General features: G+C 46.1%; 20 protein-coding genes, 1 tRNA gene, 1 rRNA gene and 2 pseudogenes. 19 read left to right on the top strand and 5 right to left on the bottom strand.

Features of this window, described 5'->3' with window-relative positions:
* From AB5150_RS06110 to AB5150_RS06090, 5 genes are all read left to right on the top strand, one after another.
* Positions 1-138, top strand: a 23S ribosomal RNA gene (locus AB5150_RS06110); the annotation flags it as partial.
* A gap of 121 nt (positions 139-259) precedes the next feature.
* A tRNA-Trp gene (locus AB5150_RS06105) sits at positions 260-330 on the top strand.
* A 301-nt stretch (positions 331-631) separates the two neighbouring features.
* A complete protein-coding gene (locus tag AB5150_RS06100; protein ID WP_368291489.1) occupies positions 632-1,744 on the top strand; it encodes an exonuclease SbcCD subunit D in 1,113 nt (370 codons plus the stop codon).
* A gap of 2 nt (positions 1,745-1,746) precedes the next feature.
* The gene (locus tag AB5150_RS06095) at positions 1,747-3,420 is read left to right on the top strand and encodes an AAA family ATPase (RefSeq protein ID WP_349092760.1); all 1,674 of its coding nucleotides are present in this window, start codon (positions 1,747-1,749) and stop codon (positions 3,418-3,420) included.
* A gap of 27 nt (positions 3,421-3,447) precedes the next feature.
* Positions 3,448-5,895, top strand: a complete 2,448-nt coding sequence (locus AB5150_RS06090) for a hypothetical protein (RefSeq protein ID WP_368291488.1) — start codon at positions 3,448-3,450, stop codon at positions 5,893-5,895.
* Positions 5,896-6,113: 218 nt separating this feature from the next.
* Here AB5150_RS06090 and abc-f read toward each other — a convergent pair whose 3' ends face one another.
* Positions 6,114-8,051 (bottom strand): ribosomal protection-like ABC-F family protein, encoded by a 1,938-nt coding sequence (gene abc-f, locus AB5150_RS06085; protein ID WP_368291487.1) that lies wholly within the window; start codon positions 8,049-8,051, stop codon positions 6,114-6,116.
* Positions 8,052-8,289: 238 nt separating this feature from the next.
* On the opposite strand from abc-f, the gene AB5150_RS06080 reads away from it, so the two are divergent.
* From AB5150_RS06080 to AB5150_RS06025, 12 genes and pseudogenes are all read left to right on the top strand, one after another.
* The gene (locus AB5150_RS06080) at positions 8,290-10,086 is read left to right on the top strand and encodes a hypothetical protein (protein ID WP_015533093.1); all 1,797 of its coding nucleotides are present in this window, start codon (positions 8,290-8,292) and stop codon (positions 10,084-10,086) included.
* Positions 10,087-10,104: 18 nt separating this feature from the next.
* Positions 10,105-11,154: an FAD:protein FMN transferase gene (locus AB5150_RS06075; RefSeq protein WP_368291486.1), complete on the top strand. Its 1,050-nt coding sequence runs from the start codon at positions 10,105-10,107 to the stop codon at positions 11,152-11,154.
* A 9-nt stretch (positions 11,155-11,163) separates the two neighbouring features.
* Positions 11,164-11,532: a NusG domain II-containing protein gene (locus AB5150_RS06070; protein ID WP_368291485.1), complete on the top strand. Its 369-nt coding sequence runs from the start codon at positions 11,164-11,166 to the stop codon at positions 11,530-11,532.
* A complete protein-coding gene (locus AB5150_RS06065; protein ID WP_022216220.1) occupies positions 11,522-12,079 on the top strand; it encodes a Gx transporter family protein in 558 nt (185 codons plus the stop codon). Before AB5150_RS06070 ends, AB5150_RS06065 begins: the two co-directional genes overlap by 11 nt.
* A gap of 219 nt (positions 12,080-12,298) precedes the next feature.
* Positions 12,299-13,624, top strand: coding sequence for an electron transport complex subunit RsxC (rsxC, locus tag AB5150_RS06060; protein ID WP_368291484.1), 1,326 nt, complete (start codon positions 12,299-12,301; stop codon positions 13,622-13,624).
* 12 nt (positions 13,625-13,636) lie between these two features.
* A pseudogene (locus AB5150_RS06055) lies at positions 13,637-14,578 on the top strand (RnfABCDGE type electron transport complex subunit D); the annotation flags it as partial.
* Between the two features lie 39 nt (positions 14,579-14,617).
* Positions 14,618-15,262 (top strand): RnfABCDGE type electron transport complex subunit G, encoded by a 645-nt coding sequence (locus tag AB5150_RS06050; protein ID WP_308936786.1) that lies wholly within the window; start codon positions 14,618-14,620, stop codon positions 15,260-15,262.
* Positions 15,262-15,954: pseudogene (gene rsxE, locus AB5150_RS06045) on the top strand (electron transport complex subunit RsxE); the annotation flags it as partial. The gene AB5150_RS06050 and the pseudogene rsxE, both read left to right, overlap by 1 nt.
* Positions 15,955-16,550: 596 nt before the next feature.
* The gene (locus tag AB5150_RS06040) at positions 16,551-17,126 is read left to right on the top strand and encodes an RnfABCDGE type electron transport complex subunit A (protein ID WP_165852764.1); all 576 of its coding nucleotides are present in this window, start codon (positions 16,551-16,553) and stop codon (positions 17,124-17,126) included.
* Between the two features lie 13 nt (positions 17,127-17,139).
* The gene (locus AB5150_RS06035; RefSeq protein ID WP_015533100.1) at positions 17,140-17,925 is read left to right on the top strand and encodes an RnfABCDGE type electron transport complex subunit B; all 786 of its coding nucleotides are present in this window, start codon (positions 17,140-17,142) and stop codon (positions 17,923-17,925) included.
* 41 nt (positions 17,926-17,966) lie between these two features.
* Positions 17,967-18,434, top strand: a complete 468-nt coding sequence (gene nrdR / locus AB5150_RS06030) for a transcriptional regulator NrdR (RefSeq protein ID WP_015533101.1) — start codon at positions 17,967-17,969, stop codon at positions 18,432-18,434.
* A complete protein-coding gene (locus AB5150_RS06025) occupies positions 18,431-19,051 on the top strand; it encodes a YigZ family protein (protein WP_015533102.1) in 621 nt (206 codons plus the stop codon). The genes nrdR and AB5150_RS06025 overlap by 4 nt, the downstream gene beginning before the upstream one ends.
* Here AB5150_RS06025 and AB5150_RS06020 read toward each other — a convergent pair.
* Genes AB5150_RS06020 through AB5150_RS06005 form a run of 4 tightly spaced genes read right to left on the bottom strand, consistent with a single transcriptional unit; the run spans position 19,002 to position 22,083 of the window.
* The gene (locus AB5150_RS06020) at positions 19,002-19,991 is read right to left on the bottom strand and encodes an ABC transporter permease (RefSeq protein WP_368291483.1); all 990 of its coding nucleotides are present in this window, start codon (positions 19,989-19,991) and stop codon (positions 19,002-19,004) included. The genes AB5150_RS06025 and AB5150_RS06020 overlap by 50 nt on opposite strands.
* Positions 19,992-20,009: 18 nt before the next feature.
* The gene (locus tag AB5150_RS06015) at positions 20,010-21,125 is read right to left on the bottom strand and encodes an ABC transporter permease (protein ID WP_368291482.1); all 1,116 of its coding nucleotides are present in this window, start codon (positions 21,123-21,125) and stop codon (positions 20,010-20,012) included.
* Between the two features lie 19 nt (positions 21,126-21,144).
* Complete coding sequence (locus AB5150_RS06010; protein ID WP_055144861.1) at positions 21,145-21,810, bottom strand: ATP-binding cassette domain-containing protein; 666 nt, start codon at positions 21,808-21,810, stop codon at positions 21,145-21,147.
* The gene (locus AB5150_RS06005; RefSeq protein WP_015533105.1) at positions 21,811-22,083 is read right to left on the bottom strand and encodes a hypothetical protein; all 273 of its coding nucleotides are present in this window, start codon (positions 22,081-22,083) and stop codon (positions 21,811-21,813) included.
* Positions 22,084-22,264: 181 nt separating this feature from the next.
* On the opposite strand from AB5150_RS06005, the gene AB5150_RS06000 reads away from it, so the two are divergent.
* Both AB5150_RS06000 and tgt read left to right on the top strand, forming a co-directional pair.
* A complete protein-coding gene (locus AB5150_RS06000; protein ID WP_243440821.1) occupies positions 22,265-23,911 on the top strand; it encodes a S1C family serine protease in 1,647 nt (548 codons plus the stop codon).
* Between the two features lie 310 nt (positions 23,912-24,221).
* A complete protein-coding gene (tgt, locus tag AB5150_RS05995; RefSeq protein ID WP_349092751.1) occupies positions 24,222-25,355 on the top strand; it encodes a tRNA guanosine(34) transglycosylase Tgt in 1,134 nt (377 codons plus the stop codon).
* The last annotated feature ends 1 nt before the right edge of the window (position 25,356 follow it).

Below are 25,356 nucleotides of genomic sequence, written 5' to 3'. Positions count from 1 at the left end.
AGCGTGAAGCCCCCCTCAAGATAAGATATCCCATCTTCGGAGTAAGACCCCTTGAAGACTACAAGGTTGATAGGCTTCAGGTGTAAGTGTGGTAACGCACTCAGCTGAGAAGTACTAATAGGTCGAGGACTTATCCTTAGAGGTTTCTAAGAGATAAGCTTTAGAAGATACCTCTTTCTGTGTGAAATTCTGAAGGTACAGAATAAAACGTACCGGGAAAATTTAACGCTGCAGCAGGTGTTAAATTTTTTCTGTATATAGGGGATTGGTCAAATGGTATGATAGGAGTCTCCAAAACTTTTGGTGGGAGTTCGATTCTCTCATCCCCTGCTAGACAGGCGTCAGAAACCTTGTAAACCCAAGGCTTCTGGCGTTTTTTGTTTGTGAAAAAACAAAATCCGTAATAATTACGGAACGAAAATCAAGGAGCAATATACTTCATGTATGAACTTAAGAGACAGTTTTCTGCTGTTGAATACAGAGAGAAAACACATGTGTATCAGACAGGAGGTATATGATATGATGTAGACAGGGTCCGCGGCATATGCCGTGGACTTTATTCTTTATGAGCAAATTTTAACGTAATATGTTAATATAGAAAAAGAATAGAGATGACTGAGGTTGAGGAACTATGAGAATAATACACTGTGCGGATATCCATCTTGATTCAGCCCTGAGTGCACATCTTGGAAGAGAAAGAGCCAGAGGCAGAAGAAATGAGATACTTAACACATTCAGGAAAATATTCGGGTATGCTGCAGAGAATGACGTGCAGGCGGTAATAATAGCGGGGGATCTCTTTGATTCAGAGACAGTGTCTGCCACGACGATAAATGTTGTTCTGGGGGAGATAGCGAAGTATGCTGACATAGATGTGTTCTATCTGAGGGGAAATCATGACCCGGATGAAAGCTTATTTGCGGGGCGGAGACTCCCAGAGAATCTGTATTTATTCGGAGATGAGTGGACGCAGTATCAGCTTAAGGGATCACGTATAGTGATCGCGGGCGCTGTGCTGAATGACGAAAACTGCAACAGCATATATGATGGACTCGAACTGGATGAGAACGATATAAATATTGTCACACTCCACGGACAGGAGCAGGAATATGGCAGGGCTCGCAACATGAATGATGTATGCCTGAAGAAACTCAGGGGAAGAGGCATAGATTATCTGGCACTGGGACATGTGCATGGAAGAAAGCTGGAAAGTCTTGATCACAGGGGAGTCTATTGCTATCCGGGATGTCTGGAGGGCAGGGGCTTTGACGAGTGTGGTGAGCATGGATTTATGATGCTTGACGTGGATGAGAGGAAGCATATGGTTGAGACCGAATTTGTGCCATTTGCCTATAGAAGGCTGTTCGATGTGGAAGTGGACGTGACAGGGGCAGAGTCAAGCTCTGATGCGGCGGACATGATCGCAGACAGACTGTATCAGGAACTGCCGGGGACCATGGAAGATGAGTCCAGGGACATGGTGAGGGTATCCCTCACAGGCGCGGTAAATGTTGAGAGCGAGATAAACACGGATTATCTGACTAAGCAGTTTCAGGATTCGTTCTACTATATGGAGATCTTGGATCACACGGATTTTCAGGTGGATTACATGAGGTATGTGAATGATGCGTCCCTCAAGGGCGAATTCGTGAGGAAGGTCATGAGGCAGGATATGAGTGAAAATGACAAGGCATATGTGATCCAGACAGGACTCAGGGCTCTTTCGGGCGAGGAGATATTTTAAGTATGAGATTGATATCTTGTTATATAGATGGATTTGGCAAATTGAATAACATGGAAGTCCAGTTCGAGGATGGGATAAATACATTTGTCCAGGATAATGGCTGGGGCAAGTCGACTCTTGCTGCTTTTATCCGGGTCATGCTGTATGGCTTCGACGGTGAGACGAAGAGAAATGACATTGAGAATGAAAGAAAAAGATATCGCCCGTGGTCGGGGGCTGCCTATGGCGGAGAACTGGTATTTGAGAGCAGGGGCAGAAACTACAGGGTTCAGAGGACATTTGGCGCGAAGAAGAGCGATGACAAATGCGTGATATACGACGAGGCGACTCATGCTGTGACAGGAATGTTCACGGATAAGCTTGGGGAGGAGCTGTTTCATGTGGATTCTGCGTCATTTGTGAGAAGTATGTACATAGGGCAGGATGACTGCCGGACCTGGGCGACGGATGGGATAAGTGCTAAGCTTGGTAATATCGCTGACAGCACGGATGATATAAGCAATTATGAGAATGCCAGACAGATACTGAAGAATGTTATAAACAGGCAGTCGCCAACCAAGCGGACGGGGGAACTGTACAGGAGAAAATATGAGCTTGATGGGATGCGTGAGCAGGTCAGGGAGCTTGATGGAATAGACAGAAGTATAAATGAGCTGAATAAAAATATCCGTGAGATAGAAATGCAGAATCAGAACCGGATGAGGCGGCAGAGACAGAAAGCCGTTGTAAAGCATGAACCGTTGAAGCCGGAATCAGCGAAGCCAGAGGCAGATAATGCAGAAAAACTAGAAAGCATTGGAAGTAGCATAAATAATAAAAAACGTGGCAGTAAATATATCATGACAGGATTTTGTGCGTTGATCGCAGCACTTTTATCTCTGGGGATGTGGAAATTTATGCTTGGAATAGAAGAACCTGACGATATGGCTATGATTATATTTGTTGTATGTGCAGGTATGTTTTGTGTACTCGGAATCTACTACATTATACGCGGGATAAATGAAAAGATTTGGCACAGGAAGAATAAGGTGGAAGAGCCGGGGGATGCCGCTGATGATACCAGATCGGACGGATCAGATGATATATATACAGCCGATGACGAATCCGATATGGATGAGGAGATGTCGGTCTATATGGCAGAAAACATGAGACTTGGTGAGTATGCCAGGGAACTGGCGGAGCTCAAGCTTCGAAGACAGGAGATAGCTGCTGTGACGGCATCGTTGGCGGATAAGAAAAAGGCTTTGGAAGACGATCTGCACAGATACGAGCTCAACGTAAAGGCGTACGAGCTGCTGGGGGAGGCCAGGGATACATTTGCAGTGGGACATTCGGTGCCGGTCATGGAGGCATTTGACAGGTATTATGAATGCGTTACAGGAGAGCATGCAGGAAATGTACAGGCGGCTCCGGATATGACAATCAGGTACAGAGAGCAGGGAATGTACAGGGATTCTCAGACCTTGAGCTCGGGACTGGCGGATATCCTCGGAGTGTGTGTAAGAGTTGCAATAGTGGACAGCATGTATCAGGATGAAAAGCCGATGCTCATAATGGATGATCCATTTGTCAATCTTGATGACAGAAATATGGCGGGGGCGAAGAAATTTGTGGAGAAGATATCGGAAAAATATCAGATATTGTATTTCACATGCAGCCAAAATCGTGTACTATAGATACATAATAAATACTCAGGAGGAAGTATGTTGCGAACAATAAGGAAGGGATTGTATAAGTCGAATAACGTAAGATTTCTTGCTCTGCTCATCGCTGTGGCATTTGTTCTGCTGACGGAGATGGCGTGTGTGGGGAACATGACGGCCAAAGCGGAGACTGCAGGGGATGTGGCTGCATCTGTATATGCGGATACGGAGGTTCCGGGGGTGGCGACGCCTACCAGCGTGGTGGAGAAAACAGCACTTAAGATGAACAGCAGTACATATGTGTTTACGAACTCCACCGATGGCATGTTCAGACTCAGCTTTGCGGAGGGCGAGAGTTACTTCATTGGTTCAGGTGAGGACAGTGATACACTTATCACATACGCACTGATAAGATATAACTCCAAGTTTTATCTTGTCGCAGCGGATGACAGCGATGCAAATGTGGAGTATAACGGAAGCTACACAGACACCAGCTTTGAGATGCTGAAGTCAGCGAATTATAATTCTTCAAGCAGATATGTCAACATGAGCGTTAAGAGCGGCAATACCATAGAGCTCAAAAAGTTTACATTTGCCAGGGACTATTCTGTAGCTCTGACAGGATATTACAATGGAGTGTATTATAGCGAGGGCAGTCCGGCGACAGGACTGTTCACAAGATCCGGGTACTGTGATTACTTTGTGAGTGGCAAGGCTGTTGTGGGAGATGGCTGGTACAAATATGGCAGCAGTTCACCGGCAGGGGAGCTTGTTGACGCGGATATATCCGGAAGCATGTCTGGAAATGATGTGAAGTATATCCAGCTTTTTGATGGGCATGTTGTGAGCGCTTATCACGGCAATTATTTCTACAGCTATAATGGAACAGTCAGGATCACCGTCAAGAATAAGGCTGTCATGGTAAATAATATAAAAGTCCTGTTTGACAAGAATGGAAATGCGTACAAGGGACTCAGAACAGAAAATTCCAGAGTGTACTACTACGAAGCGGGTATTCCGGTCAAGAACGTGGTGAAGCAGTTTGGAGAAGACTATTATTACTTTGGAAGTGACGGCGCTGCGGTGAGATCGACCTGGATCACATCAGGAAACTGCGTGTATTATTTTGCGGTGGACGGCAAGGCAATAAGGCGGATGCAGTCGGGAAGACTGTACCAGTATTCGTCGGGGAAATGGACCAGTACGGCAACCGGTGTATACGAGGTAAACAGAAGATATTATTACTTTGTGAACGGTGCGAAGAGCAACGTCACGAAGTGGTATGAGATCTCAAGGGATAAGAAGTATTACATAAGAAACGGAGAGGCAACCTATTTTGTACAGGTGGACGGCATAAGATACAGATGTCAGAAGGTGGCGAGCGAGGGCGGCTGGACGGCTGCGGTGAATGCGTGGATACCTTCATTTGGACATGTTGTGCTCCACACGGACAGCACGGGAATATCTGATGCGATATATTACAGATCGACACATACTGTATCGGGATATGCAGACACGTACAGAGTATTCTCGAATAACAGATGGATAGTAAAGAAGAATTCTGTGGTGAGACTGCAGGACAACTGCAGTTACTTTGGTAAAACAGGTAAGGCTGTCAGAACAAAGGGCTGGCAGACGATTAGTGATTACAGTGCGGCTTATGTAGGCGATGAGGGAACTGTAACTGAATATGTGTATTATGACGAGAGTACAGGATATTCCGAGTACAGAAGTGGCAAGCTGCTCAACGACAAGTCTGAGGGTCTTAAGAACGCCAAGATCAACAACAAGAAGGTGTATTATTTCAGCGATGCAAATGGACGCTGCAGTAAACTCACGAAGATAGTAGTGGGTGATGTGGAGTATGAATTTGACAGTTGGGGAAGATGCTTCAAGACAGATTCGATAAGCTGGGATTTTGATGAATGGATGAAGAGGGTTGTCAATGAATATCTGGGCAAGACAGGAATCTACTGCAATGTATTTGTGGCAAATGCGCTTAGATACGCAGGCAGCAGCACTCCGGGAAGTGATATGTCAGTCAAGTACACTGACTTTGCAAATGGCGGATTCGTGATCAGTTCATCAAATATATGCTCAGACTGGGCACTCCGCAAGGTCATCGCCAAGGCGATTCTGGCGCAGAATGGAAGCTGGGGTGAGGCGACGGATTACGAGCTCACAGCGGACAGGGAGGACTTCTCATACGATGTGCTCCTGCCTGGTGATATAGTTGTCTACTATACGAATGGAGAGCCGACCCATGTCGGAATCTATTTTGGAAAGTTCTCTTCAGCGACTGCACTTAAGCAGTATCTGAGAAAGCTTGGAGTTCCGGCTTCGGCATGTGAGGCATATGTGCATGACTGGGGTTCTAACAGCGGAAATAAGCCTGAATACTGGATCATTCAGGGTGGAATGGGCAGCAGCGATCAGGTCTATATAAGCAATTCTGCATATGATCTGTCGGGACAGTATGCCATGAAGATAATTCATGTGAGACATTAGAATGTAGAGAGATTGACATAAATGTACAGGGAACTGTGCATGAGACATGTATGAACAATAGATGTACAGGAGACTGTGCATGATAACAAAGAAAACACCATATATGAATACGGTGAGTGGATACCTTATATGGATCCTCTTTGCTGTAGTCGTATATGGTGTTTTTGGTATTTGTTGATATAGTTAAGCCTGCAGGTTTGACATGAGCGATTCCGCCATCAGTCCTCCTCGGACAGTTCCTCCCATTTCGTGTAGAGCTCGTTGAGTTCTGTGTCGGCTTCGTTCCTCTGCTTTGTGAGGTCGTTCAGCAGACCGACATTTGTGGCGTTCTCAGGAAGAAGAAACTGTTCATCGATCTCTGCGATCCTGTTCTCAAGTTCCTCGATGGATGCCTCAAGCTTCTTCAGGTCATTTGCCTTCTTGCGCTGCCTTGCCGCCTCAGCTTTGCTTTCCTGCCATGAGAGCTTGGCCTGTGAGACAGCGGGAGCGGTCTGGGCCGGTGCGTCAGAGACTCCGCTTATTGGAGTGAATGGACTTCCTGAATCTGTGGAATACGTTCTGTGGGTCTCGTAGTAATCGTAATTGCCTATATAGCTTGTGAGCTGTTTGTCCCTTAACTCGATGATCCTTGTGGCCGTCTGGTTGATGAAGTATCTGTCGTGGGATACATACAGGACAGTGCCGGTGTAGTTCCTTATGGCATTCTCCAGTATCTCTTTTGATGTGATATCCAGGTGGTTCGTCGGCTCATCCAGAATAAGAAAGTTGGCGGAAGAGAGCATCAGTTTGGCAAGGGACACACGTCCACGCTCGCCACCTGACAGATCCTGTATCCTCTTGAACACGTCCTCACCTGTGAAGAGGAATGCCGCAAGGACATTACGGATTCTGGTGTTGGACAGATCAGGGTAGGCGTCGCTTATCTCATCGAATATGGTGTTGGACATCGTGAGTACCTGATGTTCCTGATCGTAGTAACCAATCTTGACGCGTGATCCAAGTATGATAGCTCCGGCATCTTTGGATACAAGCCTGTTGATCATCTTCAGTATGGTTGTCTTTCCGGTTCCATTTCCACCTATCAGGGCGACGTGTTCGCCACGTTTGATATCCATATCTATTCCTGAGAACAGATTATTGTCGCCAAATGATTTGGAGAGTCCTTCGATCGTAAGAACATCCTCGCCGCTTAAGACATTTGGCTCAAGAGTGATCCTCATCTCGGATGCAACCTCGGTTGGCTTGTCGAGACGTTCTATACATGAGAGCATCTTCTCACGGCTCTCTGCACGTTTGATGGACTTCTCACGGTTGAACTGCTTGAGCTTCGTGATGACCTCCTCCTGATGCTTGATCTCCTGTTGCTGGTTGAGATATGCCTTCATCATGTTCTCACGGATCTCTGCCCGCTTTTGTGCGAAGTAGGTGTAGTTGCCATTGTATACCTGGCTGTGGCCATTGTCGAGCTCGACTATCTTGGTCACGATCTTGTCGAGGAAATAACGGTCGTGGGAGACGATGATGACGCTTCCCTGGTAGGATGACAGGAAACCCTCAAGCCATGAGATGGATTCCATGTCCAGATGGTTTGTCGGCTCATCGAGGATGATGATATCCGGCTTCACCATGAGTAGTCTGCCGAGTGCAAGTCTTGTCCTCTGGCCACCGGACAGAGAGTCCGTGTGGCGGTCATAATCCTCCTTGGAGAAACCTAGTCCTTTGAGAACTCCATTTGCCTCGCTCTCACAGCTATAGCCGTTCTTATATTCGAATTCGTGGGTGTAGCGGTTGTAGAGCTCCAGAGATCTCTCGAGCTCCTCACCGGTCTGTTCAGCCATGGTGTGTTCCAGTTCGCGCATCCTGTCCTGAAGCTCAAGGATAGGCTTTAGTGCATCCATCATGACACCGCGGACAGTAGTGTTGTAATTGCTCTCCTGATACTGGGACAGATAGCCGATGGTCCTGTCCTTTGACACTATGACCTGACCGGAGTCAGCACTTTCCTCACCCATTATTATCTTGAGAAGAGTGGTCTTGCCGGCGCCGTTTATGCCGACTATAGCCATTTTCTCCTTTTCCTCAAGATGAAAAGAAATATTGTCCAATATAACATCTGTGCCAAATGCTTTGCAGATGTTCTGACAGTCTAAAATCATAATTTAACCTCTCATTTGTGTTCTAGCCTTTTAATTATATATACAAGCCTTTACTTTCGCAAGAAAATGGAGTGGATTTTATACTATAAGGGTGGAATTGCACTGTTTTTTATAAAATGTTCATATTATTTTAAGCAAAATACACAATTATTGTGATATACTAGATAAAGATATGCGTGGATATAGGAAAGACGCCGCAGGGCGGATTGATATATAATTACAGAAAAGGAATGATGGAATGGATTATAGCATCTATGACTATAATAGTGACGAGAAGCTTCTTCAGGAACAGGAGATAGAGGAGATCAACAATGTGAAGATGAGTCTGCTCAACACTCTTGTCACGAAGCTGAACAATGCGGGAATATATTTTAACAGTACATCGAGAATCAAGTCAGAATCGTCACTTCTGCACAAGCTGGAGACTGGTAAATACTCCATGCAGGAAGGTGGAAGAAAGATTCAGGATATCATAGGTATACGAATCAACCTGTTCTATCTGGAGGACATGGATATATGTGAGAAGATACTTGAGGAGACGTTTCTTCTGGACAATTGGTCCAAGACGAAGAATGAGGAGAACAAATTTGAGGCACAGAAATGTAACGGTGTGTTCAGGATACCGAGCAAATATCTGCGAAACATACCTGCAAGTGTGTGGAACAAGCCATTTGACCAGACATTTGAGGTACAGCTCAGGACGGTGCTCTTCGAGGGTTGGCATGAGATAGAGCATGAGATGAGATATAAGTATAAGCTGGGTTCTGATTCCAAGGAGACCGATCTGTGGACTGGACATGAGGATCTGTCCAGAGTTATGAACAGTATCATAGCCAATCTGGAGCTGTGCGACTGGTCTATCATGCAGATTTTCAACAGTATTCACGACTCACAGTACAAGGAGAAGAACTGGGAGAATGCCATAAGAAGCAAATACAGGCTCAGGATCACGCAGGATCCGCTTAAGCCTGAGCTCAGGGAATATCTGGACAACAATCCGGACATCGTGGCGCAGTTCCACACTGTGAGCAAGCGCGAACTGGTTGAGATACTGCTCAACAAGAAGTATCACAAGGAGCTGACTCCTGACAGAGTTATTTATCTGATCAACAAGGAGATAGTCCACAACGAGTATATATCAAGGCTGCTTGACAAGGAGCAGTTCGTTCCAGCGGTCAGACCAGAGGTGAAGACTGAGATAAAGCCTATGGTTCCGAATGTTGTGTACAGCCACAGGGTAGGAATACCTGCGGCGGGTTATGACAAGGCGTGTGAGATCATATACAAATGGGTCAGAGAGCACATCAGTATGGTGTTCCCACAGATGCCCGAGGAACTCACGAGTGTGGATTATTCCACCATAGGATATAAGGTATATATAACATATGAGGCCGGTGAGTTTCATATGGATTTCCAGCACATAAGCAATTCAGAGGCTGGTGTTATATGGCATGTGACAGTGGATATGGTGAGTGCCGGGGATATATATGATGTGAATGTGGAGAACATATGTGAGACCATCAACGTCAAGGAGAGAAGATACAGCAGGCCAAAGTTCATGAAGGATATGTTCAATCAGGTTGGCTTTGTAGACGCCGGGATAGTCATGGAGGAGGGATCAAGCCCTGAGGAGATCAGCTATGACAAGCTGAATGCGATTGTTGAGAGCCCTGACAGATATATGCCGATCATAGTCATAGTGAAGCCGGATGAGATACCGGACTGGGCGATAGACTGTGATGGATATATACTCAGAACGGATATGCTGAAGAAGACCCTCAACGGTTTGTGTCATGTATATCTGTGCAGTGGAGACTGCAAGAAGCGCTACGAGGAGGAGTACGGTAAGGAATCCGTGGATGGCGGAGTTATGATGTGGGAGAAGAACAGTAACTACCCGATATTCTACTCCATGGATATCATCAACCAGAGCTTCTTCGAGGAGGTAAACCACAGCATTAATGAGAATGTGGAGTACGAGAAATCCTTCAGATATTCGCTGAGAGAACAGGTTCACGATGAATATCTGAAATAACACAGAGGTAGGCAGACCATGAAGAAATGGTACAGGATAGCAGCCGTAGTGGTTGTCATGGTGGCTGTGATTGCTATGGTCATCATATCAGGCGTGAGACGGTCAGGTGAAAGTGAATATACAAGGAACACGATCACCATGGGAACGGCTGCGTCATTTACAGTGTATGGAAGCCATGGCAGTGAGAATATAGACGGGATGCTGAAGCTCATAGACAGCCTGGACAAGGATGTGCTGTCATGGCGCTCAGCGGACTCTGAGATATACAGGGTGAACAACACATATAAGCCTGATGAGGATATCACGGTGAGCAGCGAGCTTGCGGGTGTGCTGAAACAGACGCTTGACATATCGAGGGCTCATGACGATCTGCTGGATATCACCATACGGCCTTTGGCGGATGTGTGGGGGATAGAAGATGGCAGGACAGAGATTCCATCACAGGCGGATATAGACAGTGCACTGAGGATGGTGGATGTGTCAAAGGTAAGTGTGGATGGCGATACGTTAAGGATATCAGAGCCTGGTATGATGCTTGATCTGGGAGCAGTCGGCAAGGGATATGGCTGCGACATGGCAGCAGAGTATCTCAAGGGTACTGATGCGGCCGGTGCATGTGTGGCCCTGGGCGGAAGTATAGTTGTGTACGGAAGCAAGCCTGATGGTACAGCCTGGAAGGTCGGTGTCAAGGATCCGAGAGCCGGAGAGGGAACGACCATGGGTGTCATAAGCTTTGGCGATGGGGAGACGGCATTTGTATCCACATCGGGAGATTATGAAAAGTATTTTGAGCAGGATGGCAGGAGATACCACCACATACTTGATCCCCGGACTGGATATCCGGCATGGAATGGCACTATAGCGGCCACGGTAGTTTGTGATAACGGACTGACCAGTGACGCCTTGTCCACACTGTGTATGCTGATGGATAAGGATAAGGCTATGAAGACCATTCAGGAGTATGGTGCGGAGGCCGTCATCATAGATGAGGATAAGAATGTGTATGTCAGTGAAGGCCTGAAGGACCGATTCACCATAACGGCAGAAGACTATAAATTGGCAGAGTGATGTGAAGATATGGCAGGATGGTTTAGAAAAAAAGATCTGATATTGTGTGTAGTCCTTTTAGTAGCGGGAATTATATGCTGGCTTGTCATGCGGCTTGTGCTTCCGACGGGCAATACCGCGGATGTGTATATAGATGACAAACTGGTGCAGACCATAGACATGACAGTCGACGATACCTATGAGTTCAACACGGACAGGGGCAGCAACACTGTTGTGGTTGAATCTGGGAAGATCAGTGTCGGTGATGCGGACTGCCCGGATAAGGTGTGCGTGAATATGGGCTGGAAGAGCAGGAGAGGAGAGACTATAACCTGTCTTCCGCACAGGCTTGTCATAGAGATACAAGGTGGCAGGGAAAGAGATATAGATGTGCAGTAGAGATAAAAATGATCAGAAAAGTTCAGAGACGGCGGTGGATAGAATGCATGGCTGGAGTACAAAAAGGATCACATACACAGGTATGTTCGTGGCCATAGCCATGGTATTTTCCTATCTTGAATCCATGATCCCGGTGAATATAGCTGTTCCGGGAATCAAGCTGGGACTTGCAAATATGGTCACCATAGTTGTCATGTACAGGCTGAGGATATCAGATGCGTGGATAGTGTCACTGGTGAGAGTGGTGCTGTCATCGCTGTTGTTTGGCAATATGACGGTTATGGTATACAGCATGGCGGGAGCGGTGTTGTCACTTCTGGTCATGACGCTTTGCAGGAAAAAGGATCTGTTTGGTCTCCTTGGAACGAGCATACTGGGCGGAGTGAGCCACAACGCAGGGCAGATAGCAATGGCAGCACTTCTCATGAAGAGTGGCAATATCATGTTGTATATGCCGGTGCTGTGCATATCGGGAACTATAGCCGGTGTGTGCATAGGGCTGGCGGGGGCTGTGCTTGTCAGAAAGCTTCCGTCCATAGAATATTAGAATGATATCCGAATGAATTTATAAATGATCACATGTAAGATACAGAAAAGACATAAGTGTCTATATCTTATATGTGATCGTTTTTTATGCGGATAAGCAGAAGAATTTCCATATTTTAAAATGATAATATATCCCCATTTAGGTTGTTTTTGAGGGCTTAAAGCGTTATTATATAGGGAGATTTTTTTAATAAAAATATATAAGGAAAAGAGGTAGAACATGGGTTTGTTAACATTTCTGGGCGGAATTCATCCATATGAAGGCAAAGAATTGTCAATGGAAAAGCCTGTCAGAGAATACCTTCCAAAAGGTGACTGCGTGTACCCGCTGAGTCAGCATATAGGGGCACCGGCCACACCTATAGTGAAGAAGGGCGACAGAGTCCTGGTTGGTCAGAAGATTGCGGAGACCAGTGGCTTCGTGTCAGCAAATATACATTCATCCATATCGGGAAAGGTCAAGGCGATCGAGCCGAGATATGTGCCTGGTGGATCAAAGGTTGAATCAATAGTTGTAGAGAATGATGGCCTGTTTGAGGAGATCGACTTTGCAGCAAATGTAAAAGATCTGTCCACTCTGTATAGAGAGGATGTGAAGGAGATCATCAAGGAGGCCGGAATAGTAGGAATGGGCGGCGCCGGTTTCCCTGCAAATGTCAAGCTGTCCCCGAAGAACGAGGATGCGATCGACTACATAATAGTAAATGGCGCAGAGTGTGAGCCATATCTTACTTCGGATTACAGAAGGATGATGGAGGAACCGGACAAGCTGATACTGGGACTTGAGATATGTATCAATCTGTTTGATCATGCAAAGGGAATCATCGCCATAGAGGATAATAAGCCTGAGGCAATAGAACTTCTCAGGGATAAGGTAAAGGACAATGACAAGATCGAAGTCCATGTGATGAAGACCAAGTACCCTCAGGGTGCCGAGCGTCAGCTCATATATGCTAACACTGGAAGATATGTCAACTCCAAGATGCTTCCAGCGGATGCTGGATGTATAGTTCACAATGTTGATACCATCGTGTCCATATATGAGGCAGTTATAGAGGGAAGACCACTCTACACAAGGATAGTCACCATAACAGGTGATGCCATAGAGAATCCATGCAATCTTATGGTGAGGATAGGAACAAACTGTCAGGAGCTTATAGAGGCTGCGGGTGGATTTAAGGATGGTGTGGTTCCTGAGAAGGTGATCTCAGGCGGTCCTATGATGGGAAAGGCACTTTTCTCATTGGATGTTCCTGCAACCAAGGGAGTGTCGGCACTGCTGTGTATGACACATGACGAGGTGGCAGACATTGAACCGAGCAACTGTATCAGATGCGGACGCTGTGTTGATGTGTGTCCGGGACGTATTGTTCCTTCGATGCTTGCTTCACTGGCTGAGCATGGGGATACAGAGGGATTCCTGGCTCACAACGGAATGGAGTGTTGTGAGTGTGGATGCTGTTCGTATGTGTGTCCGGCGAAGAGACATCTGACACAGACCATTGCGGGAACAAGAAAATCCATCATTGCAAATAAAAAGAAGTAGGAGGTGTACACATTGGATAATACATTTAAGATTTCGTCATCTCCACATGTCAGAGATAAACGAAGTACACAGAGCATTATGCTGGATGTGATCATTGCTTTGCTTCCGGCAACCGTATTTGGAATCATCAACTTCGAGCTGAACGCTATGATACTTATACTCACATGCGTGGTCTCATGCGTGCTGTTTGAGTGGCTGTACCAGAAGATGATGAACAGAAAAGTAACCATAAGCGATCTCAGTGCAGTTGTAACAGGACTTCTTCTTGCACTGAACCTCTCACCGGATGTACCGGTGTGGATGGCGATACTCGGAAGTGCATTTGCCATTATAATAGTTAAACAGCTCTTTGGAGGACTGGGATTCAACTTCATGAATCCAGCGCTGGGCGCAAGATGTTTCCTTCTCATATCATTTGCAGGAAGAATGACATCATTCTCGTATGATGGTGTGACAACTGCTACACCTCTTGCAGTACTCAAGAACACAGGGAATCTGGCAAATGTCAATGTACTCAATATGTTTCTTGGAAATATACCGGGAACCATAGGTGAGACATCAGTTGTATGTTTACTTGTTGGTGCGGCTTATCTTCTGATCAGAAGAGTTATAAAGCCGGTTATTCCATTTACATATATAGGAACATTTGCGGTGCTCATTATGATATATGCGGTTGCATCGGGTAGAGGTTTTGATCTTACATTCCTCGCAGCACACCTGTGCGGTGGTGGTCTGATGCTTGGAGCATTCTTTATGGCAACTGACTATGTTACATCACCTATCACACCTGCGGGTAAGGTTGTGTTTGGTGTGATACTTGGTATACTCACATTCTGTTTCAGAATATACGGAGGATCAGCAGAGGGCGTATCATATGCGATCATATTCTCCAACCTGCTTGTGCCACTCATTGAGAGATGGACACAGCCGAAGAGCTTCGGAGAGGGCGCAGAGCTTGCAGCCCAGGGTGACACAGCCGGAACAAAGTCCAAGATGGATACAAAGTCGATTGTTATAGCAACTATAGCAATCATGATAATCACAGTCATAGCAGGATTTGCACTGGCTTATGTATATAAGATCACAAAGGATCCTATAGCAGTTACAGAGCAGAAAGCAAAGGAAGAGGCATACAAGGCGGTATTCGATGATGCGGATTCGTTTGACAGCTATGCTGACTTTGATGCCGATGCGGCTGCAAAGATCCTGTCAGATGCCGGATATAACGCAGATATAGATGAGATCGTGGAAGCAAAGGGCAGCGATGGTTCAGCACTTGGATATGTTGTGACTGTCACATCACATGAGGCGTATAGTGGAGACCTTCAGCTTGCCATGGGAGTCAGAGCGGATGGAACGACAAATGGAATTTCATTCCTGTCACTCTCAGAGACTGCAGGACTTGGTATGGAGGCTGACACAGACAGCTTCAAGTCGCAGTTTGCAGGAAAGAAGGTCGACAAGTTCCAGTACACCAAGTCAGGTGCAACAGTGGACGAGGAGATAGATGCCCTGTCAGGAGCTACCATCACAACAAATGCGGTTACCAATGCGGTGAATGCGGGACTTGAGTATGTGAAGTCCATAAATGGTGGTGCTGCTGATTCATCTGCAGCGTCGAACGGAGGTGACAAGTAATGGGAAAATGTACAGAGCGTTTATATAATGGTATTGTGAAAGAGAACCCGACCTTCGTACAGATGCTTGGAATGTGTCCGACACTTGCGGTTACATCATCAGCTATCAATGGCGCAGGAATGGGACTTACGACCACATGTATCCTGGTGCTCAGCAACTTCATGATCTCAGCACTCAGAAAGGTTATACCTGATAAGGTCAGAATACCATCATTTATAGTTATCATAGCTTCGTTTGTTACTATCATACAGTTTCTGCTGCAGGCGTACCTGCCATCACTCAACAGCAGCCTTGGACTGTATATACCACTTATAGTTGTAAACTGTATCATCCTTGGTCGTGCCGAGGCATATGCTTCCAAGAACAAGGTACTTCCATCTATATTTGATGGACTTGGAATGGGTCTTGGATTTACAGTTGGCCTTACACTTATAGGAATGTTCAGAGAGCTTGTCGGAAAGGGCTGTGTATTTGGATTCCAGATACTTGGAGATGGCAACTTACTTCAGAACTCATCGGGAATTATAAAGGGTATAGGCAATGCACTCAGCCTGTACACACCTATAACAATATTCGTACTTGCACCTGGTGCATTCTTCGTGCTTGCATTCATCATAGCATTTATCAACAAGAGAAATGCAAAGAAGGCAGCCGAGGCACTGGCAAATGGAGAGGAGATCCCGGCAGCATGCAGACCGGACTCATGTGCAGGCTGTATCAATGCAGCATGTTGTGGCAAGCTGGTTTCAGAGACTCCGGCTCCTGTAAAGGCAGCAGAGGCTCCGGCGAAACCTTCAGCGGATGCAAAACAGGTTAAGAAGCAGGAAGAGACACCTGCAGCGGCAGATAAGGATGCAGCAAAGAATACAGCGCCAGAGGCTGACAAGCCAGATGAGGCGAAGAAGGATGAGCCAAGACTCAGCCCATATGCACCGACCAGAGAGTCAGTCCTCGCCGACATAAAGCTTGTTCCGAATGCGACAGGAAAGATGCTTAAGGAGCATGCTGAGGAAGTTCAGCAGGAAAAGACGCCAGATGAGGAGCAACAGACTGTTACAGAGACTCAGTCAGACAGTCAGGACAATCTCCAGAATGAGAAGTCAACAGAGCAGCCAGCAGCAGAACAGGAAGTAGCAGACAAAGTGGCAGCAGAGCAGCCATCAACGGATCAGCCGACGGAAGCAGAGCAGCCAGAACACTCTGCAGAGAACGAGCCAGCAGATTCCGACATAAAGCTCAAGGAGACAATGGCTCATATAAAGAAGAAAAAAGGAAAGGGAGGTAAGAGATAATGAATATTTTATTGTTAGCCATCGGAGCGGCACTTGTAAATAATGTTATCCTCAGCCAGTTCCTCGGACTGTGTCCTTTCCTTGGAGTGTCCAAGAGTGTCAACACAGCAACCGGAATGGGAGCAGCGGTTGTGTTCGTCATGACCATAGCTTCATTTGTCACCAGCGTTGTGTATTACGGCATACTGAGAAGATTCGGACTTGAGTACCTCAACACCATAGTGTTCATCCTTGTGATCGCAGCACTTGTACAGTTTGTTGAGATGTTCCTCAAGAAGAAGGTCAAGTCATTGTATGAATCACTTGGAGTTTACCTTCCACTGATCACGACCAACTGTGCCGTGCTTGGTATCGCTCTCTCAAATGTACAGAGCGGTTACGGTATACTTGAGAGTACCATCAACGGATGTGGCTCTGCAGTCGGATTTACTATAGCCATAGTGATACTTGCAGGAATCAGAGAGAGACTTGAGCACAGCCCTATACCTGAGGCGTTCAAGGGAACCCCTATAGTTCTCATCACATCAGGTCTTATGGCGATTGCGTTCTTCGGTTTCTCAGGATTGATATAAGGAGGGTGCGGATATGACAGGAATATTGATAGCTGTGGCAGTCGTCGCAGGCGTAGGTATTGTGATAGGTATCCTTCTGGGTGTCGCAGGAGAGAAATTTAAGGTAGAAGTAGATGAGAAAGAAATAGCAGTAAGAGAGCTCCTTCCGGGAAATAACTGCGGTGGATGTGGTTATCCGGGATGTGACGGACTGGCAGCGGCCATCGCCAAAGGTGAGATGCCGCCATCAGCGTGTCCTGTTGGAGGCGAGGCAGTGGCAGCGAAGATCAGTGAGGTCATGGGCGTGGAAAACGCTGAAAATACAAGGTATGTGGCATTTGTCAAGTGTGCAGGAGACTGCGAGAAGGCGAAGGATGTATACGAGTATGTTGGACCAAGGGACTGTAAGCTGGCACAGAACAATCCAAACAGCGGTCCTAAGGCATGTACATATGGATGTACAGGTTATGGCTCATGTAAGGCAGTATGTGAGTTCGGGGCTATTGACATTATAGATGGAATTGCGGTAATTAATAAGGAGAAGTGTAAGGCATGCGGCAAATGTGTCACAGAGTGCCCGAGACACCTGATAGAACTGGTTCCATATGATGCAGAGAGACTTGTCAGATGTAATTCCCATGACAAGGGTCTTCAGGTCAAGGCAGCCTGCAGCGCAGGATGTATCGGATGTACACTGTGTGCAAGGAACTGTGAGGCTGGAGCCATCACGATAGACAGAAACCTTGCTCACATAGATCCGGAGAAGTGTACAAATTGTGGTGCATGTAAGGCCAAGTGCCCAGTAAAGATAATATCGTAAGAAGGTCCCTCCGAAGGTGGGAGATATAAGGAGAAAATTATATGAGATGTCCATTTTGCTCAGCAGATGATACAAAGGTTATCGATTCCAGACCAGCGGAGGATGGAAGTGCGATCAGAAGAAGAAGACAGTGTGACGCCTGTGGTAAGAGATTTACCACATATGAGAAGGTGGAGACCATACCTCTCATAGTCATCAAGAAGGACAAGAACAGAGAGACTTATGACCGTTCCAAGATAGAGTCAGGTGTCATAAAGTCATGCCATAAGCGTCCGGTTTCAGCGGAAGCAGTCACAAAGTGCATAGATGACATAGAGAACACCATCTTCAACATGGAAGTGAGAGAGATAGAGAGCACGACCATAGGTGAGATAGTCATGGATAAGATCAAGGATCTTGATCAGGTAGCCTATGTAAGATTTGCATCAGTGTACAGAGAGTTCAAGGATGTGAATACATTTATGGATGAGCTGGGCAAGCTGCTCACCAGCAATTCGGAGAAGCGATGATAGAGACATACAACACGATATTACAGGAGGGGCAGGACGAGATAGTCGAGAAGAAATCACGATTCATCGGCTATGCAGTCCCTGTGTCCTCGGAGGAAGAGGCATATGCCTTTGTCGAGAAGATCAGGAAGCAACACTATGATGCAAGGCACAACTGCTATGCATTTGCCATAGGCAGCGAGAATACATTGCTAAGATTCTCTGATGACGGAGAACCGCAGGGAACGGCTGGAAAACCCATCCTGGAGGTTATCACGGGGAATGCGGTGGTTAATATATGTATAGTGGTCACAAGGTATTTTGGTGGAACACTGCTCGGAACAGGTGGTCTTGTGAGAGCATACACCGAGGCAGCCAAGCTTGCACTGTCTGATGCGGGTATACATAAGATGCAGCTTATGAAGCTGGTGAAGATAACCACGAACTACAACGATTCGGGTAAGGTACAATATCTTCTCAGCAACAGTGATGCACTGATAGACAGTACGGATTACACTGCAGATGTGTGCTTCAATGTGGCGGTGCCGGCTGACAGCTATGGATGTCTGGTAAAGCAGATCACAGAGTCTACATCTGCGAGAGCATTGATAGAAGACTCAGGAGAAGAGTACAGATGATGATGAATGGCAGAGCTATAGTAAATATCTTATAGCGCCTGAATATCACTCTGAATATAAGTGCAGCAGCAAGGCTGATGACTGACACTGCGGCGATATGCAGCAGGACATTGAGACAGCCATTGGTGCCGGAATATATGATCAAGGATATAAAGCTGATAATGGCAGCGGGAATAATTCCCGCTGCTATATTTTTTACACAGAATCCGGCTTTTTTTCTGGAGGAGAGGATAGAGTAAGCCCCACAGTCCAGATCCCGGAGATAGTTCTGAAGTCCCAGGAGAGAACATACGAACAAAGTTATGTAAACCAATATTCCCACAGGAAAATTGTTTGGCGCAATATCTGTCGATGCCGTGTATTTTCCGGTGAGTCCGCTCTCGATTGTGAAAATGTCCTCATTTTCGATATATCCCTTAAATCTATCACTGATGTATTCTGACATCTGGGTCTCGTCGTATGGGACATTTGCCAGATAACGATCCTGGAGCATACATACAGACATGTCTGCCGCATATGCATACAGGAGGGCGGCAGACACGGATTCTTCGGACACAGACTGGAATGAGCTTCCATCGGTTGTATACACGGTTATGTGGCGCTTCCCGTCAGAGTGGATCATTGATTCACTGAAACCATCAGGAACCATGTACGCGGAGTCGATCCTGCCGGATGCTACATCATCCTTCATGTCTTTCAGGGATTCATAGTGCCTGAAGGTAAATCCCGTGGATGTCGATGTGAGATACGACAGGAAAGCATCCGTGTGTTCGTCAGAACTTTCAATATACACGCCGGACACGATCTCGGTGCTTTGCTTTCTGGCTGGCAGAAGGCTCACAGCGATCAGCACAGCGGGGATGACCAGCAGAACGACGATCATGGCGGGACGGCATAGTATTCTCTTTATAAGTAAGTTTATCTGTCTTATATGGTTCATAGATGTATCTCCGTAAATTTATGATAAATATATGCACAGTGTCTGCACAAGCTTATTGAGCAGCGATCCATGGCATATATCCTTTGCAAAGTTTGGAAGCATGGCTTCCGGTATGAATAAGCCGCTCACATAGGCCAGTATGACAGTGACCACAGTGAGAAGCAGTGTGCAGCCGTGTGTCCCTGCGGGAAGCAGACTTATGAGCAGTGTATATACCGCGACACATGTAGCTATGACGATTCCGAACAGTATCCCGCTCATGTGGATATTTACATGCAGTTCATCGATAAACAGTGATGCCAGGGCGAGAGCCATGTATACAGTTATATAAAGGATATACAGCCATATGAACATGGATATGAAATTGCTGACATTGCGTCTGACTTTGCCAATTCCCTGTGACCTGAGCTTTGTTATGTAAGAGGCTGGGAGGTCGAGCAGGAATGGGAAGAAAACAACGCTGCACAGCATCATCATGAGAAGGACCGCCGCACTTATGTAGAAGTCGGTGGTATTTGCTGCTCTGGTTGCATTTATCTTGTCGACGGTGAAGTTGGCAGTCCTGTCAAGAACCTTAGTCATGAACATGGCATTTACATCGTTGCTGAGCGTGTCCTGAATATCCTCGGGAAGCTCCATGTTCCTTCCTATCGCCTGAACCGAATATATGGCCGCCTGGGATATGCCAAGCATGGAGGATGTGGAGCGGAAGAGGTCATTCAGCACAAATGTATCGATGGACCGGTTGTCAGAATAGTATACCTCGACAGGTGTGTTCGTTCCGTCCATGATGTCGCTTATGATATTGTCAGGGACGTAGATCACAGCGAACAGGTCTCCGTCAGAGAGCCTTGAAAGGGCTGTATCCTTGTCTGAAAATTCTGTGAATACACATGATGAGTGGTAGCTGTCCATATCAGATATCGTGTTGTATGCCATCTGTGCGGTTTTTGAATCTGCACTCATCACGATTCCGATTGAAAGTGGTTCGGAGCGGTCATCAGAGTAGATGAAAGAGTTCGCGTTTAACGCAAGACACAGGAAAACCGTCATCATGACAAATGCTGCGACTACCATGTATATTCCATAATGAGCTATTCTTTTCAAATCAGTTCGTATAAGTCGGTAAAACATAAAACTCCTTTAGATAAAGCTATGATCTGATCAGATTGATGTAGGTTTCAGGTGAGGTGTATCCGGGTGAGATATTTCTGTCTATGGCCAGTTGGATGTGTCCATTTTTCAGTGTGTATATCTTGTTGCATATATCCAGCGCAGATGTCTCATGTGTGGCGATGATGACACTTCCTCCATGTGTTATGTAATTCTGGAGATAGCTCAGTATCCCGTTCTTGCATAGAAGATCAAGCGAGGCCAGAGGTTCATCGAGAAGAAGCAGATCCGGGTCAGACATCATCGTGATGGCAAGGCTTAGCCTCTTCTTCATTCCACCGGAGAGCTTTGAGACACGTTTGTCCAGAAATGAATCCACACCGAGAGACTGACATATGCTCATATTGTGGGAGTTCATGACTGTTTTCCTGCTTCCGGGGTGCCACAGTCTGATGTTGTCAATGGCTGTGAGTTCCGGTATGAGTGGATTGTCCTGTGGGAGCAGAGCAGCATTTGCCTGACAGTCGAAACCGAAGCACCCTGAGTCTGGCTTTATGTTTCTGGATAGTATTCCCAGCAGGGTGGATTTACCCGATCCGTTGATTCCCAGAAGGGCGATGCATTCACCCGGGGATACGGACAGTGACACATCTGTCAGAACTTTATTTTTGCCGTAGCTTTTGCTCACTGAAGAGACAGAAAACATCTAGTATTCCTCCTCTATTACCTGAAAATCAAGGTAGTCAAAATCTATATCCTCCACAAAGTTATCCGCTGTGAATCTGGTTCTGGCGTGGTGGATAAACTCATCCTTATTCTTCTTAAGCCACACCGGCTTTGCCAGGTCAAACTCGTAGCACATATCCTCAAGGGCCTTGTATACCTTGTGGGTACGCGTCATCTCGTAGTCGGATATGCATATCACGGTATCCTTCATGAGGTGGTTATCTTTTATAAGTTTTCCCCATACTCTAAACATATATTATCCTCCATAAGGGTTATTTGAGATCGTACCTGACTAGTATATAACATTTGTGCACAGAATTAAAACAATAAAGACACAAATATGACACATTTACTGCGTATAGTAACAACTGTAAGAAAGAGAAAGGTACCGATTACAGGAATTAAGATAATAAAGATGCGAAAGGATGATAGAGATGGAACAGGAAAACAAGAACCAGATGAATGGAAATAGTGGTCAGGCACCACAGCAGGATGGTCTGTATCATTACAGCTATATGAACAATAGAGGAGATTCAAGATTTGACAGACCTTCAACAAATGCTTCACAGCAGACACAGAATGTTCAGGGCGCACAGTCAGCGCAGAACAATCAGACAGCCGGTGTACATGGCTCAGCACAGAACGCTCAGACTGCCGGCGCACAGAGTTCATCGCAGAATGCTCAAACAGTCGGTACACAGAACGCTTCATATTCAGGTTTTCAGAGAAATGTAAATGGCATGGAAGCATGGTATGACAGCCAGAGAATGAATCAGGGTTATCAGAATCAGGCAGGCAATCCAATGAACAATATGGGAACAGGAAAGCCTTCAGATAACAATATGAGACAGAAGAAGGCAAAAGATAAGAAGCCAAAGAACAGGAAGAGCGGATTTGGCAAGAAGGCAGCAGGTGTGGTTGCAGCGGCTGTTGTATTCGGACTTGTGGCAGGCGTTGTATTCCAGGGGGTCAGATATGGATCGGATAAGCTTCTCGGCAAAGATTCGCAGACCACAACAGAGCAGAGTGCTGAGGGTTCAACAGAGAACAATGCACCACAGCTCAAGCAGGCATCATCAGACACGACAAGTACAGTGTACGATGTGTCAACGGTTGCCAAGAAGGTTATGCCTTCCATCGTATCGATCACAGGAACATACGTAACAACATATGATTACTGGTTCAATTCATATCAGCAGGAGTCAACAGGAGCCGGTTCAGGTATCATCATCGGCAAGGATGATCAGTACCTGTATCTTGCAACTAATTATCATGTGGTACAGAATGCTAAGTCACTGTCAGTTACATTTGTCGATGACAAGAGTGCAGATGCGGTGGTAAAGGGATACGTTGAGAACAATGATATAGCAGTTGTCACAGTTAAGCTTTCGGACATATCGGATGACACTTTGAATGAGATAAAGGAGATTCAGGTAGGTTCATCGGATGATCTTGCAGTTGGTGATCCGTGCGTGGCAATCGGAAATGCACTTGGATATGGACAGTCAGTTACAGTTGGATATATAAGCGCACTTAACAGAGAGATAAGTGCTTCAGATGAGACAGTAAAGGTACTTCAGACAGATGCAGCCATCAACCCTGGTAACAGTGGTGGTGCCCTTGTCAACATGCAGGGCGAGCTGATCGGTATCAACACAGCCAAGTATTCAGATACAAGCGTTGAGGGTATGGGCTATGCACTTCCTATATCAGATGTACAGGATATAATCAATGACCTGATAGCAGGCAAGAATGTGTCAAATGATGGAACAACATCAGGACAGGCTTACCTCGGTATATCTGCCCAGACCATCACAAGCCAGTACGCACAGCTCCTGAACATGCCTGAGGGTGTATATATCTCATCAGTTGAGCAGGGTTCAGCAGCAGAGGAGTGTGGACTCCAGTCAGGAGATATCATTTGCAGCCTTGACGGTGAGGACATAGCAGATATGGAGACATTCCACGACAAGATCGTGGCCTGCAATCCTGGCGATAAGGTATCTATCGTATACTACAGAAACAACAATGGTAACTACGAGAAGCAGACTGCTACAGCTACGCTGAAGGAGAAGCAGTGATAAGCCAGATAATTCAGTGGTGATTTAGCACGGAGCTAACAGAACTGAAAGCCTATAGATTGATATAACAGCACCTGTAAGTGAAATTACAGGTGCCGTTTTGTATGTAAGATATGTGGCTGTCAAAATTGTAATCTGCCTGCATTGTATCGGAAGTCCTCGTATTCATCCGGTATGCGGTCAAGTTCGGCGGTAAATGCCTGTGGATTGTAAATTTGCTTGCAAATATACTTTAAATGGTGCATTATAAAGAGTACGCTTAAGTATAGCGTAAGATTTGGAAAAATGAAAAAGAAAGGTTTACATAACAATGTACAAAATACTTTGTAAGGATGGAAGGGCAAAGAGAGCTGAATTTCAGACTGTTCACGGAACAGTGCAGACACCTCTGTTCATGAATGTTGGAACGGCAGCAGCCATAAAGGGAGCTGTGGCAACAACGGATCTCAAGGACATAGGATGTCAGATCGAGCTGTCAAATACATATCATCTCCATGTGAGACCTGGGGATAAGATAGTCAAGCAGATGGGCGGTTTACATAAGTTTATGTACTGGGACAGACCGATACTCACTGATTCAGGCGGATTCCAGGTATTCTCCCTGGCGGGACTTAGGAAGATCAAGGAGGAGGGGGTAACCTTCAATTCCCATGTCGATGGACGCAAGATATTCATGGGACCTGAGGAGAGCATGCAGATACAGTCGAATCTGGCATCTACAATAGCCATGGCATTTGACGAGTGTGCCCCTGCACTGGCTGACAGACAGTACGTGGAGAATTCTGTTGCGAGAACAGCCAGATGGCTTGTCAGATGTAAGAATGAGATGGAGAGACTTAACAGTCTGCCGGATACGATCAACAAGAATCAGCTATTGTTTGGAATCAATCAGGGTGCCATATACGAGGATATCAGAATAGAACACGCCAAGAGAATCAGCGAGCTTGATCTTCCGGGATATGCCATAGGAGGACTTGCAGTAGGAGAGACAGCAGAGCAGATGTACCACATACTCGATGTGACCGTTCCGTATCTGCCTGAGGACAGACCGACATACCTCATGGGTGTTGGAACCCCTGCAAATATACTTGAGGCGGTCGACAGAGGTGTTGATTTCTTCGATTGCGTATATCCATCCAGAAATGGACGACACGCCCATGTGTACACGAAGCATGGCAAGATGAATCTCAAGAATGCGAGATTTGAGACAGACGACAGACCTATAGAGGAGGGCTGCGGATGCCCTGCATGCCAGCACTATAGCAGAGCGTACATCAGACACCTGCTCAAGGCAAATGAAATGCTCGGTATGAGATTTTGCGTCTTGCATAATTTGTATTTTTATAATAATATGATGAAAGACATCAGAGAGGCTATTGAAGAAGGAAGATATCAGTCATATAAGAAATCGATGCTTGAGAGCCTTGCTGGTGGAGAAGAGTAAT

Source organism: Coprococcus sp. RTP21281st1_F1_RTP21281_210402, assembly GCF_040915325.1.
GTDB lineage: Bacteria > Bacillota > Clostridia > Lachnospirales > Lachnospiraceae > Coprococcus > Coprococcus aceti.
This window is presented reverse-complemented; position numbering and strand designations above follow the sequence as displayed.

What these genes read in the sequence shown, in the direction of transcription:
- AB5150_RS06100 (WP_368291489.1), top strand. Translation starts at nt 632, where the DNA reads ATGAGAATAATACACTGTGCGGATATCCATCTTGATTCAGCCCTGAGT.
- AB5150_RS06095 (WP_349092760.1), top strand. Translation starts at nt 1,747, where the DNA reads ATGAGATTGATATCTTGTTATATAGATGGATTTGGCAAATTGAATAAC.
- AB5150_RS06090 (WP_368291488.1), top strand. Translation starts at nt 3,448, where the DNA reads ATGTTGCGAACAATAAGGAAGGGATTGTATAAGTCGAATAACGTAAGA.
- abc-f (WP_368291487.1), bottom strand. Translation starts at nt 8,051, where the DNA reads ATGATTTTAGACTGTCAGAACATCTGCAAAGCATTTGGCACAGATGTT.
- AB5150_RS06080 (WP_015533093.1), top strand. Translation starts at nt 8,290, where the DNA reads ATGGATTATAGCATCTATGACTATAATAGTGACGAGAAGCTTCTTCAG.
- AB5150_RS06075 (WP_368291486.1), top strand. Translation starts at nt 10,105, where the DNA reads ATGAAGAAATGGTACAGGATAGCAGCCGTAGTGGTTGTCATGGTGGCT.
- AB5150_RS06070 (WP_368291485.1), top strand. Translation starts at nt 11,164, where the DNA reads ATGGCAGGATGGTTTAGAAAAAAAGATCTGATATTGTGTGTAGTCCTT.
- AB5150_RS06065 (WP_022216220.1), top strand. Translation starts at nt 11,522, where the DNA reads ATGTGCAGTAGAGATAAAAATGATCAGAAAAGTTCAGAGACGGCGGTG.
- rsxC (WP_368291484.1), top strand. Translation starts at nt 12,299, where the DNA reads ATGGGTTTGTTAACATTTCTGGGCGGAATTCATCCATATGAAGGCAAA.
- AB5150_RS06050 (WP_308936786.1), top strand. Translation starts at nt 14,618, where the DNA reads ATGGATACAAAGTCGATTGTTATAGCAACTATAGCAATCATGATAATC.
- AB5150_RS06035 (WP_015533100.1), top strand. Translation starts at nt 17,140, where the DNA reads ATGACAGGAATATTGATAGCTGTGGCAGTCGTCGCAGGCGTAGGTATT.
- nrdR (WP_015533101.1), top strand. Translation starts at nt 17,967, where the DNA reads ATGAGATGTCCATTTTGCTCAGCAGATGATACAAAGGTTATCGATTCC.
- AB5150_RS06025 (WP_015533102.1), top strand. Translation starts at nt 18,431, where the DNA reads ATGATAGAGACATACAACACGATATTACAGGAGGGGCAGGACGAGATA.
- AB5150_RS06020 (WP_368291483.1), bottom strand. Translation starts at nt 19,991, where the DNA reads ATGAACCATATAAGACAGATAAACTTACTTATAAAGAGAATACTATGC.
- AB5150_RS06015 (WP_368291482.1), bottom strand. Translation starts at nt 21,125, where the DNA reads ATGTTTTACCGACTTATACGAACTGATTTGAAAAGAATAGCTCATTAT.
- AB5150_RS06010 (WP_055144861.1), bottom strand. Translation starts at nt 21,810, where the DNA reads ATGTTTTCTGTCTCTTCAGTGAGCAAAAGCTACGGCAAAAATAAAGTT.
- AB5150_RS06005 (WP_015533105.1), bottom strand. Translation starts at nt 22,083, where the DNA reads ATGTTTAGAGTATGGGGAAAACTTATAAAAGATAACCACCTCATGAAG.
- AB5150_RS06000 (WP_243440821.1), top strand. Translation starts at nt 22,265, where the DNA reads ATGGAACAGGAAAACAAGAACCAGATGAATGGAAATAGTGGTCAGGCA.
- tgt (WP_349092751.1), top strand. Translation starts at nt 24,222, where the DNA reads ATGTACAAAATACTTTGTAAGGATGGAAGGGCAAAGAGAGCTGAATTT.